At 54.5% G+C, this 12,508-nt stretch carries 10 protein-coding genes; 8 read left to right on the plus strand and 2 right to left on the minus strand.

The genetic code is table 11. The features are described from left to right. Positions 1–165 precede the first annotated feature (165 nt). From atoD to WB371_RS07005, 4 genes are read left to right on the plus strand one after another with little or no spacing between them, the layout of a single operon-like run. Positions 166–828, plus strand: coding sequence for an acetate CoA-transferase subunit alpha (atoD, locus tag WB371_RS06990; RefSeq protein WP_336219365.1), 663 nt, complete (start codon positions 166–168; stop codon positions 826–828). Continuing rightward, complete coding sequence (locus tag WB371_RS06995) at positions 828–1,478, plus strand: 3-oxoacid CoA-transferase subunit B (RefSeq protein WP_336219366.1); 651 nt, start codon at positions 828–830, stop codon at positions 1,476–1,478. Before atoD ends, WB371_RS06995 begins: the two co-directional genes overlap by 1 nt. Continuing rightward, complete coding sequence (locus WB371_RS07000; protein WP_336219367.1) at positions 1,475–2,797, plus strand: TIGR00366 family protein; 1,323 nt, start codon at positions 1,475–1,477, stop codon at positions 2,795–2,797. The genes WB371_RS06995 and WB371_RS07000 overlap by 4 nt, the downstream gene beginning before the upstream one ends. A 30-nt stretch (positions 2,798–2,827) precedes the next feature. After that, complete coding sequence (locus tag WB371_RS07005) at positions 2,828–4,012, plus strand: acetyl-CoA C-acetyltransferase (protein WP_336219368.1); 1,185 nt, start codon at positions 2,828–2,830, stop codon at positions 4,010–4,012. Positions 4,013–4,057: 45 nt separating this feature from the next. On the opposite strand, the gene gyrA is transcribed toward WB371_RS07005, so the two are convergent. Continuing rightward, the gene (gyrA, locus tag WB371_RS07010) at positions 4,058–6,694 is read right to left on the minus strand and encodes a DNA topoisomerase (ATP-hydrolyzing) subunit A (RefSeq protein WP_336219369.1); all 2,637 of its coding nucleotides are present in this window, start codon (positions 6,692–6,694) and stop codon (positions 4,058–4,060) included. A gap of 146 nt (positions 6,695–6,840) precedes the next feature. Here gyrA and ubiG point away from each other — a divergent pair, with 146 nt between their 5' ends. The 4 genes from ubiG (at position 6,841) to yfaE (ending at position 11,804) form a co-directional block, all read left to right on the plus strand. After that, a complete protein-coding gene (gene ubiG, locus WB371_RS07015) occupies positions 6,841–7,569 on the plus strand; it encodes a bifunctional 2-polyprenyl-6-hydroxyphenol methylase/3-demethylubiquinol 3-O-methyltransferase UbiG (RefSeq protein ID WP_336219370.1) in 729 nt (242 codons plus the stop codon). A gap of 452 nt (positions 7,570–8,021) precedes the next feature. Beyond that, the gene (nrdA, locus tag WB371_RS07020) at positions 8,022–10,307 is read left to right on the plus strand and encodes a class 1a ribonucleoside-diphosphate reductase subunit alpha (RefSeq protein WP_336219371.1); all 2,286 of its coding nucleotides are present in this window, start codon (positions 8,022–8,024) and stop codon (positions 10,305–10,307) included. A gap of 112 nt (positions 10,308–10,419) precedes the next feature. Next, a complete protein-coding gene (gene nrdB / locus WB371_RS07025; RefSeq protein ID WP_336219372.1) occupies positions 10,420–11,550 on the plus strand; it encodes a class Ia ribonucleoside-diphosphate reductase subunit beta in 1,131 nt (376 codons plus the stop codon). Further along, a complete protein-coding gene (yfaE, locus tag WB371_RS07030) occupies positions 11,550–11,804 on the plus strand; it encodes a ferredoxin-like diferric-tyrosyl radical cofactor maintenance protein YfaE (protein ID WP_336219373.1) in 255 nt (84 codons plus the stop codon). Before nrdB ends, yfaE begins: the two co-directional genes overlap by 1 nt. Positions 11,805–11,812: 8 nt before the next feature. Here the strand turns inward: yfaE and inaA are convergent, their stop codons facing one another. After that, positions 11,813–12,451 carry a lipopolysaccharide kinase InaA gene (gene inaA / locus WB371_RS07035; protein ID WP_336219374.1) on the minus strand — a complete coding sequence of 213 codons (639 nt, stop codon included), beginning with the start codon at positions 12,449–12,451 and terminating at the stop codon, positions 11,813–11,815. Between the last annotated feature and the right edge of the window lie 57 nt (positions 12,452–12,508).

Here is a 12,508-nt window from a genome sequence, read left to right on the forward strand (position 1 = left end):
TTTGCACAGTGCGCAAAGTTCTGCATAGTTCCCGCCCGTTCCTCACGCTCGTCGTTGCAAAATAATTCCTTTTATTCAATAAGTTAAAAATACAAACCCATTCTGGCATCCCGCTTGCAATTCCCTCTGCGTACCCAAAACGGAGTATGCAAAAAGGGAAACATAATGAAAACAAAACTGATTACCTTACAAGACGCCACCCGTTACTTTCGTGACGGCATGACCATCATGGTTGGCGGTTTTATGGGGGTTGGCACCCCACCCCGACTTGTCGGTGCGTTACTGGAATCCGGCGTCAGAGATCTGACTCTTATCGCCAACGATACCGCCTTTGTGGATACCGGCATTGGCCCACTCATTGTTAATGGGCGGGTAAACAAGGTCATTGCGTCGCATATCGGCACCAACCCGGAAACCGGGCGGCGGATGATTGCCAAAGAGATGGACGTTCAACTGGTTCCGCAAGGCACCCTGATTGAACAAATCCGCTGCGGCGGCGCCGGGCTTGGCGGCTTCCTGACGCCTACCGGCGTCGGTACGGTCGTCGAAGACGGCAAACAGACCCTGACGCTTGACGGCAAAACCTGGTTGCTGGAACGTCCACTGCGCGCCGACCTCGCGCTCATCCGCGCGCATCGTGCCGATCCGCTTGGCAACCTGACCTATCAACTCAGCGCCCGTAACTTTAACCCACTTATTGCCCTCGCCGCCGATATCACCCTGGTCGAGCCTGATGAACTCGTAGAAACAGGCGAACTCCTGCCTGACCAAATCGTCACCCCAGGTGCGGTTATCGATCACATCGTCATGCCACAGGAGAGTAAATAATGGATGCGAAACAACGTATTGCGCGCCGTGTAGCGCAGGAACTTCGTGATGGCGACATTGTGAACTTAGGCATTGGTCTGCCGACCATGGTCGCCAACTATCTGCCAGAAGGCATTCATATCACCCTGCAATCAGAAAATGGCTTTCTGGGACTCGGACCGGTGACGACCGCTCACCCCGACCTGGTTAACGCCGGAGGTCAGCCCTGCGGAATTTTGCCCGGTGCGGCTATGTTTGATAGCGCCATGTCGTTTGCCCTGATTCGCGGCGGTCATGTCGACGCCTGCGTACTGGGCGGATTACAGGTCGATGAACAGGCCAACCTCGCGAACTGGGTGGTGCCGGGCAAAATGGTGCCCGGTATGGGAGGCGCGATGGATCTGGTGACCGGGGCGCGCAAAGTGATTATCGCCATGGAGCACTGTGCAAAAGACGGTTCTGCAAAAATTCTTCGCCATTGCACCATGCCGCTGACTGCCCAGCATGCCGTGCATGTCCTGGTGACGGAGCTTGCCGTCTTCCGTTTTATCGATGGCAAAATGTGGCTCACTGAAATCGTCGAAGGGTGTGACCTTGGCACCCTGCGGGCTAAAACAGAAGCGCATTTCGAGGTGGCTGTCGACCTGTTGATCCAGCGAGGTGATGCATGATTGGCCGTATCTCGCGTTTTATGACGCGCTTCGTCAGCCGCTGGCTTCCGGATCCCCTGATTTTCGCCATGCTGCTGACATTGCTGACGTTCGGTATCGCACTGTGGTTAACGCCGCAAACACCGATCAGCATGGTGCGCTTCTGGGGTGACGGCTTCTGGAACCTGCTGGCCTTTGGCATGCAGATGGCGTTAATCATCGTAACAGGTCATGCACTGGCGAGTTCGGGTCCGGTGAAAAACCTGCTGCGTACCGCCGCCTCTGCCGCGAAAACGCCCGCACAGGGGGTCATGCTGGTGACCTTCTTTGGATCCGTCGCCTGCGTCATTAACTGGGGGTTTGGCCTGGTGGTTGGGGCGATGTTTGCCCGTGAAGTCGCCCGTCGCGTCCCGGGCTCCGATTATCCGCTGCTGATTGCCTGCGCCTATATCGGTTTTCTGACCTGGGGCGGCGGCTTCTCCGGCTCGATGCCTCTGCTGGCGGCAACGCCGGGTAACCCGGTTGAACATATTGCGGGCTTGATTCCAGTCAGCGATACCCTGTTCACTGGCTTCAACATTTTCATCACCGTCGGGCTGATTGTCGTTATGCCGTTTATCACCCGCATGATGACGCCAAAACCGTCGGACGTTGTCAGCGTGGATCCGAAACTGCTGATGGAAGAACCCGATTTCCAGAAGACCTTGCCGGCAGATGCGCCCCCGTCTGAAAAGCTGGAAGAGAGCCGTATCCTTGCGCTGATCATCGGGGCGTTAGGTATCGCCTATCTGGTGCTCTACTTCGCCGAGAAAGGGTTCAATATCACCATCAATACCGTCAACCTGATGTTTATGATTGCCGGTCTGCTGCTGCACAAAACGCCGATGGCCTATATGCGCGCCATTAGCGCTGCCGCACGCAGTACCGCTGGTATTCTGGTGCAGTTCCCGTTCTATGCCGGGATCCAGTTGATGATGGAGCACTCCGGTCTTGGGGGGCTTATCACCGAATTCTTCATCAACGTCGCCAATAAAGACACCTTCCCGGTCATGACCTTCTTCAGCTCTGCGCTGATCAACTTCGCCGTGCCCTCAGGGGGCGGTCATTGGGTTATCCAGGGTCCATTCGTGATGCCTGCGGCCCAGGCGCTGGGAGCCGATCTCGGAAAATCAGTCATGGCTATCGCCTATGGCGAGCAGTGGATGAATATGGCGCAACCCTTCTGGGCTCTGCCCGCATTGGCCATCGCCGGGCTTGGGGTCCGGGACATTATGGGGTACTGCATCACCGCCCTGCTTTTCTCCGGCGTCATTTTTGTTGTCGGCCTGACCTTTTTCTGACCGCAACGACTCACTCTTAAGGAACAGAAGATGAAAAATTGTGTCATTGTCAGCGCGGCACGTACCGCAATCGGCAGTTTCAACGGCGCACTGGCGACCACCAGTGCTATCGATCTGGGCGCCACGGTCATTAAAGCCGCACTGGAACGCGCACAACTCGACCCGCAACGCGTCGACGAAGTGATCATGGGAAATGTGTTGCAGGCCGGTCTGGGACAAAACCCGGCACGCCAGGCGCTGTTAAAAAGCGGACTTAGCGAGACGGTCTGTGGTTTTACCGTCAACAAAGTTTGTGGTTCAGGACTTAAAAGCGTCGCGCTGGCTGCCCAGGCGATTCAGGCGGGACAAGCACAAGCACTGGTCGCCGGCGGTATGGAGAACATGAGTCTGGCCCCCTACCTGCTGGACGCGAAAGCCCGCTGGGGCTATCGCCTGGGTGACGGTCAGTTGTCAGATGTCATTCTGCGCGACGGTTTACTCTGCGCCACCCACGGCTATCACATGGGGATCACCGCCGAAAACGTTGCCCGTGAATATGGCATCAGCCGCGAAATGCAGGATGAACTCGCGTTGCGCTCTCAGCAAAAAGCGGTGGCGGCGATCCATTCCGGCGCATTTCAGGCTGAAATTGTGCCAGTCAGCGTTACCTCACGCAAAAAAACGGTGGTCTTCGAACGCGACGAATTCCCCAAAGCCGATTCAACAGCAGAAGGTCTTGCCGCGCTGCGCCCGGCCTTCGATAAAGCGGGCACCGTCACTGCCGGTAACGCCTCGGGGATCAACGACGGCGCGGCGGCGCTGGTGGTGATGGAAGAATCTGCCGCGCAGGAGGCGGGGTTGAAACCGCTGGCGCGCATTAAGTCATGGGCGAGTGGCGGCGTCGCACCTGCGTTAATGGGGATGGGGCCGGTACCCGCTACGCAAAAGGCGCTGAAACAATGTGGGCTACAGCTTTCTGACATCGACCTGATTGAAGCCAACGAAGCCTTTGCCGCGCAGTTCCTGGCAGTCGGGAAAACGCTGGGATTTGATCCGCAGAAGGTGAACGTTAACGGCGGCGCGATTGCGCTTGGGCATCCTATCGGCGCCAGCGGCGCGCGCATTCTGGTGACGTTGCTGCATGCGCTTCGCGCACGTGATAAAACGCTGGGACTGGCGACGCTGTGCATCGGCGGCGGTCAGGGTATTGCGATGATTGTGGAAAGGATGAATTAAATAAAAAGGGCCGGATACTCTCCGGCCCTTTTTTGTTAGGACTTATTACTCGTCAGCGTCATCTGCTGCATCGTCGTCGGTTTCCGCTTCCGGGGCGATATCATCATCCCCTTCCGCTGCGCTACCGTCGATGGAATCAAGCTCTTCATCATCCACCGGTTCAGCCACGCGTTGCAGACCGACCACATTTTCATCTTCCGCCGTACGGATGAGGATCACGCCCTGGGTGTTACGACCGACTACGCTGATTTCCGATACGCGCGTACGTACCAGCGTACCCGCATCGGTGATCATCATGATCTGGTCACAATCATCCACCTGTACCGCGCCAACAACGGAACCGTTACGCTCGGTCACTTTGATGGAGATAACGCCCTGGGTCGCACGCGACTTGGTCGGATACTCTTCGGCGGCGGTACGTTTGCCGTAACCGTTTTGCGTCACCGTCAGAATCGCGCCGTCGCCACGTGGGATAATCAGAGAAACAACTTTGTCTTCACCCGCCAGCTTGATGCCACGCACGCCCGTTGCAGTACGCCCCATTGCACGCACGGCGTCTTCTTTAAAGCGCACCACTTTACCGGCAGCCGAGAACAGCATGACTTCGTCTTTACCTGCGGTCAGATCGACGCCAATCAGTTCATCGCCTTCGTTCAGGTTCACCGCGATAATCCCGGCAGAACGCGGACGGCTGAATTCAGTCAGCGCCGTTTTCTTCACTGTACCGCTGGCGGTCGCCATAAAGACGTTTACGCCCTCTTCGTACTCGCGTACCGGCAGGATCGCGGTAATACGTTCGTCGGCTTCCAGCGGCAGCAGGTTAACGATCGGACGACCACGCGCGCCACGGCTCGCTTCAGGCAACTGGTAGACCTTCATCCAGTACAGGCGGCCCCGGCTGGAGAAGCAGAGGATCGTGTCATGGGTGTTCGCCACCAGCAGGCGATCAATAAAGTCTTCTTCTTTGATACGCGCAGCCGACTTGCCTTTCCCGCCACGACGTTGTGCTTCGTAGTCGGTCAGCGGCTGATACTTCACGTAGCCCTGGTGAGACAGGGTCACAACCACATCTTCCTGGTTGATCAGATCTTCAATATTGATATCGGCGCTGTTGGCAGTGATTTCGGTACGGCGCTCATCGCCAAACTGCTCGCGGATCAGTTCCAGCTCTTCGCGGATCACTTCCATCAGACGATCGGCGCTGCCCAGAATGTGCAGCAGTTCCGCGATCTGTTCCAGCAACTCTTTGTATTCGTCGAGCAGTTTTTCGTGCTCAAGGCCGGTCAGTTTCTGCAGACGCAGATCCAGAATCGCCTGGGCCTGCTGTTCCGTAAGGTAATACTGACCGTCACGCACGCCAAACTCGGGCTCCAGCCACTCCGGACGCGCGGCGTCATCACCGGCACGTTCGAGCATTGCCGCCACGTTGCCCAGATCCCACGGACGCGCGATCAATGCCGCTTTCGCTTCGGCAGGGGTCGGTGCACGACGGATAAGTTCAATGATCGGATCAATGTTCGCCAGCGCAATCGCCAGCGCTTCAAGGATATGCGCACGATCGCGGGCTTTACGCAGTTCGAAAATAGTACGGCGGGTCACCACTTCACGACGGTGGCGCACAAACGCTGAAATGATGTCTTTCAGGTTCATGATCTTCGGCTGACCATGGTGCAGTGCCACCATGTTGATACCGAAAGAGACCTGCAATTGAGTCTGGGAGTAGAGGTTGTTGAGTACCACTTCCCCGACCGCGTCGCGTTTGACTTCAATTACGATGCGCATACCGTCTTTATCAGACTCGTCACGCAGCGCGCTGATGCCTTCAACACGTTTATCTTTGACCAGTTCCGCAATTTTCTCGATCAGGCGCGCTTTGTTCACCTGATACGGAATTTCGTGGACGATAATGGTTTCACGACCGGTTTTCGCGTCCGCTTCCACTTCCGCGCGGGCGCGAATGTACACTTTGCCGCGACCAGTACGATAGGCTTCTTCAATACCGCGACGACCGTTGATGATCGCCGCCGTCGGGAAATCCGGGCCAGGAATATGCTCCATCAGGCCTTCAACGCTGATCTCTTCGTCATCAATATAGGCCAGACAGCCATTGATCACTTCCGTCAGGTTGTGTGGCGGAATGTTCGTCGCCATCCCTACCGCGATACCGGAAGAACCATTCACCAACAGATTCGGAATTTTGGTCGGCATAACGTCAGGAATTTTTTCCGTGCCGTCATAGTTGTCGACAAAATCAACCGTCTCTTTTTCAAGATCGGCCATCAGCTCATGGGCAATCTTCGCCAGACGGATTTCCGTATAACGCATTGCCGCCGCAGAGTCACCATCGATAGAACCGAAGTTACCCTGGCCATCCACCAGCATATAACGCAGCGAGAACGGCTGAGCCATACGAACAATGGTGTCATATACCGCAGAGTCGCCGTGCGGGTGGTATTTACCGATGACGTCGCCAACGACACGGGCCGATTTCTTATAGGCTTTGTTCCAGTCATTGCCCAATACGTTCATGGCGTAAAGAACGCGACGGTGTACCGGTTTCAGGCCATCTCGGACATCCGGCAGCGCACGGCCAACAATGACCGACATCGCATAATCCAGATAAGAGTTCTTCAGCTCTTCCTCAATGTTGACCGGTGTAATTTCTCTCGCAAGGTCGCTCATCTAACCGCTATCCCTCTACTGTATCCCGGATTCAAAGGTCGCAAATTATAACACAACCACGCAGATTGAGGTAAACCTTCACACTTTATTCGGAGTGAATGCCTGATATACTCATTCGTCTTGCCAAATAAGGAGTAAAAGCCCCGATGAATGCCGAAAAACACCCGGTAAACCACAACGTTGACCACGAGGAAATTGCGAAGTTTGAAGCAGTTGCGTCGCGCTGGTGGGATCTGGAAGGCGAATTTAAGCCGTTACATCGCATTAACCCACTGCGACTGGGTTATATTGCCGGGCGTTCTGGTGGTCTGTTTGGTAAAAAGGTGCTCGACGTCGGTTGCGGCGGCGGCATTCTGGCAGAGAGTATGGCACGCGAAGGCGCCAGCGTAACCGGTCTGGACATGGGCTTCGAGCCGTTGCAGGTTGCAAAGCTGCATGCGCTGGAGAGCGGGATTCAGGTCGATTACGTGCAGGAAACGGTGGAAGAACACGCGGCGAAACACGCGCATCAATACGATGTGGTGACCTGCATGGAAATGCTGGAACATGTGCCCGATCCGCAATCGGTGGTCAGGGCCTGCGCTCAACTGGTGAAGCCCGGCGGCGACGTGTTTTTCTCGACCCTCAACCGTAACGGTAAATCCTGGCTGATGGCGGTAGTCGGCGCAGAGTACATTCTGCGCATGGTGCCAAAAGGCACGCATGATGTGAAAAAATTCATTAAGCCGGCTGAACTGTTAGGCTGGGTGGACCAGACGGTGCTGCAAGAGCGCCATATGACGGGTCTGCATTATAACCCCATCACCAACGCCTTTAAACTTGGCCCTGGTGTGGATGTGAACTATATGGTGCACACTACCGCCAGGGTTGGTTAACCGCTCCTGTAGGCCGGATAAGGCGTTCAACGCCGCCATCCGGCATGCTAACGGGAACAATGCCTGATGGCGCTGCGCTTATCAGGCCTACGGCCGGATAAGACGTTTACGCCGCCATCCGGCATACAAAATTTGCGCCAGGTCATAAGAACTTTCTTTACCTTCGATGAAGAAATCAGCACTCGATCAAATTATCTATTTTTTTTATCGATTGTTGACATCCCCACCAGGCCTTATAAGACGCGCACTTAGCCTTTCTTACCCTTTTGCAACCTCAATTTAACCTCAAAATCAACTCTTGTACTGAAAAGAATCCCAACTAGAATACTCACCATATAGCGTTTATTTTAACACTGAACCCCTACATATAGTATTTATCCACAGAGTTAGTCACAGGGTGGCATTGTGGATAATGCAGGGGATATTTTTCTCTCACGGACAGGTAAAATCACATGAATCAGAGTCTGCTGGTGACAAAGCGCGACGGTAGCACAGAGCGTATCAATCTCGACAAAATCCATCGGGTTCTGGATTGGGCGGCAGAAGGACTGAATAACGTCTCGATTTCCCAGGTCGAGCTGCGCTCCCACATCCAGTTTTATGACGGTATCAAGACCTCTGATATCCATGAAACTATCATTAAAGCCGCCGCCGATCTGATCTCCCGCGACGCGCCGGATTACCAGTATCTGGCGGCGCGCCTGGCGATTTTCCACCTGCGTAAAAAAGCCTACGGTGAGTTTGAACCGCCAAAACTGTTCGACCATGTGGTGAAAATGGTTGAAATGGGCAAATACGACAATCATCTGCTGGAAGACTACACGGAAGAAGAGTTCAAGCAGATGGACTCGTTCATCGTTCACGATCGCGATATGACCTTCTCTTACGCTGCCGTTAAGCAACTCGAAGGGAAATACCTGGTTCAGAACCGTGTGACCGGTGAGATCTACGAAAGCGCCCAGTTCCTCTATATTCTGGTGGCCGCCTGCCTGTTCTCAAACTACCCGCGTGAAACCCGTCTGGAATATGTAAAACGCTTTTATGACGCCGTTTCCACCTTCAAAATTTCGTTGCCAACGCCGATTATGTCCGGCGTGCGTACCCCAACGCGTCAGTTCAGTTCCTGCGTCCTGATCGAATGCGGCGACAGTCTGGACTCAATCAACGCCACCTCCAGCGCAATCGTGAAATACGTCTCCCAGCGTGCCGGTATCGGTATCAACGCGGGACGCATCCGCGCGCTGGGCAGCCCAATTCGCGGCGGCGAAGCGTTCCACACGGGCTGTATTCCTTTCTATAAACACTTCCAGACGGCGGTGAAATCCTGCTCTCAGGGCGGCGTGCGCGGCGGTGCGGCGACGCTGTTTTACCCGATGTGGCATCTGGAAGTTGAAAGCCTGCTGGTGCTGAAGAACAACCGTGGCGTAGAAGGCAACCGCGTGCGTCACATGGACTACGGCGTGCAGATCAACAAACTGATGTACACCCGATTGCTGAAAGGTGAAGACATCACCCTGTTCAGCCCGTCTGACGTCCCGGGCCTGTACGATGCGTTTTTCGCCGATCAGGATGAGTTCGAACGTCTGTACACAAAATATGAAAAAGACGACAGCATCCGTAAACAGCGCGTGAAAGCCGTTGAGCTGTTCTCACTGATGATGCAGGAACGCGCCTCTACCGGCCGTATCTATATTCAGAACGTTGACCACTGCAACACCCACAGCCCGTTCGATCCTCAGGTTGCACCGGTTCGCCAGTCCAACCTGTGTCTGGAAATCGCGCTGCCGACCAAACCGCTGATGGATGTTAACGACGAAAACGGTGAAATCGCGCTGTGTACGCTCTCCGCGTTCAACCTGGGTGCGATCAGCAGCCTTGATGAACTGGAAGAACTGGCGGTGCTGGCCGTTCGTGCGCTTGATGCGCTGCTCGATTACCAGGATTATCCGATCCCTGCCGCCAAACGCGGTGCAATGGGTCGTCGTACGCTGGGTATTGGCGTGATCAACTTCGCTTACTATCTGGCGAAACACGGCGTGCGTTACTCCGACGGCAGCGCCAACAACCTGACGCACAAAACCTTCGAAGCCATTCAGTACTACCTGCTGAAAGCCTCTAATGAACTGGCGATTGAGCAAGGCGCCTGCCCGTGGTTTAACGAAACCACCTATGCGCAGGGTATTCTGCCGATCGATACCTATAAGAAAGATCTGGACGCGATCACCAGTGAAGCGCTGCACTACGACTGGGAAGCGCTGCGCGAATCCATTAAGACTCACGGCCTGCGTAACTCTACGCTCTCTGCTCTGATGCCGTCGGAAACCTCTTCGCAGATCTCCAACGCCACCAACGGCATTGAGCCGCCGCGCGGATATGTCAGTATTAAAGCGTCGAAAGACGGTATCCTGCGCCAGGTGGTGCCGGACTATGAGCATCTGGGTAACGCCTACGAACTGCTGTGGGAAATGCCGGGTAACGACGGTTATCTGCAACTGGTTGGCATCATGCAGAAATTTATCGATCAGTCGATCTCTGCCAATACCAACTACGATCCGACCCGCTTCCCGTCAGGAAAAGTGCCGATGCAGCAGTTGCTCAAAGACCTGCTCACCGCCTATAAATTTGGCGTCAAAACGCTGTACTATCAGAACACCCGTGATGGCGCGGAAGATGCCCAGGACGATCTGGTGCCATCCATTCAGGACGATGGCTGCGAAAGCGGCGCATGTAAGATTTAATATTGTATTGCCGGATGGCGCTTCGCTTATCCGGCCTACACTATCACGGCTTCAAGGCCGGATCAGGCGCTCGCGCCGCCATCCGGCATGACATTCCAGACAGGACTCATTCATGGCATACACCACTTTTTCACAGACGAAAAATAACCAGCTTCTGGAACCGATGTTTTTTGGTCAGCCGGTAAACGTTGCGCGTTACGATCAGCAAAAATATGACATCTTCGAAAAGCTGATTGAGAAGCAACTCTCCTTCTTCTGGCGTCCGGAAGAAGTTGACGTTTCCCGCGACCGCATCGACTATCAGGCGTTGCCCGAGCATGAAAAACACATTTTCATCAGTAACCTGAAGTATCAGACGCTGCTGGACTCGATTCAGGGACGCAGTCCGAACGTGGCGCTGCTGCCGCTGATTTCTATCCCGGAGCTGGAAACCTGGGTCGAAACCTGGGCTTTCTCTGAGACGATTCATTCGCGTTCATACACCCATATCATCCGCAATATCGTTAACGACCCGGCGATTGTGTTTGATGACATTGTCACAAATGAGCAGATTCAAAAACGTGCTGAAGGCATTTCCAGCTATTACGATGAGCTGATTGAAATGACCAGCTACTGGCATCTGCTGGGCGAAGGCACGCACACCGTGAACGGCAAAACCGTCACCGTGAACCTGCGCGAATTGAAGAAAAAACTCTATCTGTGCCTGATGAGCGTCAACGCGCTGGAAGCGATCCGTTTCTATGTCAGCTTCGCCTGCTCTTTTGCGTTTGCCGAGCGTGAACTGATGGAAGGTAACGCCAAAATCATTCGTCTGATTGCCCGTGACGAAGCGCTGCACTTGACCGGGACTCAGCATATGCTGAACCTGCTGCGCAGCGGCGTTGACGATCCAGAAATGGCGGAGATTGCCGAAGAGTGTAAGCAGGAGTGCTACGATCTGTTTGTTCAGGCGGCGCAACAGGAAAAAGAGTGGGCGGATTATCTGTTCCGCGACGGGTCGATGATCGGCCTGAACAAAGACATTCTTTGCCAGTATGTCGAATACATCACCAATATCCGCATGCAGGCCGTGGGTCTTGATCTGCCCTTCCAGACCCGTTCAAACCCGATCCCGTGGATCAACACCTGGCTGGTGTCTGATAACGTCCAGGTTGCCCCACAGGAAGTGGAAGTGAGTTCTTATCTGGTCGGCCAAATCGATTCAGAAGTCGATACCGACGATCTGAGTAACTTCCAGCTCTGATGGGACGTGTCACGCTGCGCATCACTGGCACACAGTTGCTGTGCCAGGATGAACACCCTTCCCTGCTCGCCGCGCTTGAATCGCATGACGTTGAAGTGGAATATCAGTGCCGCGAAGGCTATTGCGGTTCCTGCCGAACCCGCCTCGTCGCCGGTCAGGTCGACTGGATCGCGGAACCTCTGGCGTTTATTCAGCCCGATGAAATTTTGCCCTGTTGTTGCAGGGCAAAAGGCGATATCGAAATTGAGATGTGACGCACGCGTTACATCGCGTAGTAATACGCTTTGACCTGTTCCCAGTCTGCTTTCGGAATGGGACTCAGGTATTTCTCAAGCTGAGAAAAGTCGTGCTGTGCCGCTTTATGGCGACGCAAACGGCGACGGCTTTTTTCCAGATCCAGGAATCCGGCTTCTACTGTCCCTTCCGTTTTCACATAGATATGCCGGACATAACAACAGCCGTGCTGACGATTTACGCTGTGCATCTTTTTAAAGGCGAGTGCCACCGCTTTAAGCATCGCATCACGCACCTCATCAGGATAAGGCGCGATCGCATGCTGCTTATACCACTCGTCAATGCTCACAAACCCCTTCATATCTTCGGTGATCAGCAGCGCACGCCACTCGCCGTTAACTTTTGTCGCCTGACCATAGACAATTTTCGGGACGATGACGCCCGCCCGTTCGAGTTCACGAATCACCTGGATTTCGCGCACAATGGTTGGGCGACCAAAGGGATAGCGCGCGGAGTGAAAAAGATGCTGCGTCATCCGCTTCACATATAATTTCTTTCCGTCACGTTCGATGCATTGCACACCGCTCATCCCTTTGCGTCGATAATTCGGTTCTTCGACCCAATCGCCTTCCGTTGCCCACCAGTGATTAAACTCTTCCTGCACCATTTCGGCCTCATCCGTTACAATAACGGCATAAACTATTCAGACGTTTAATATAAATCT

The organism is Citrobacter amalonaticus (assembly GCF_037053465.1).
GTDB classification, from domain to species: domain Bacteria; phylum Pseudomonadota; class Gammaproteobacteria; order Enterobacterales; family Enterobacteriaceae; genus Citrobacter_A; species Citrobacter_A amalonaticus_H.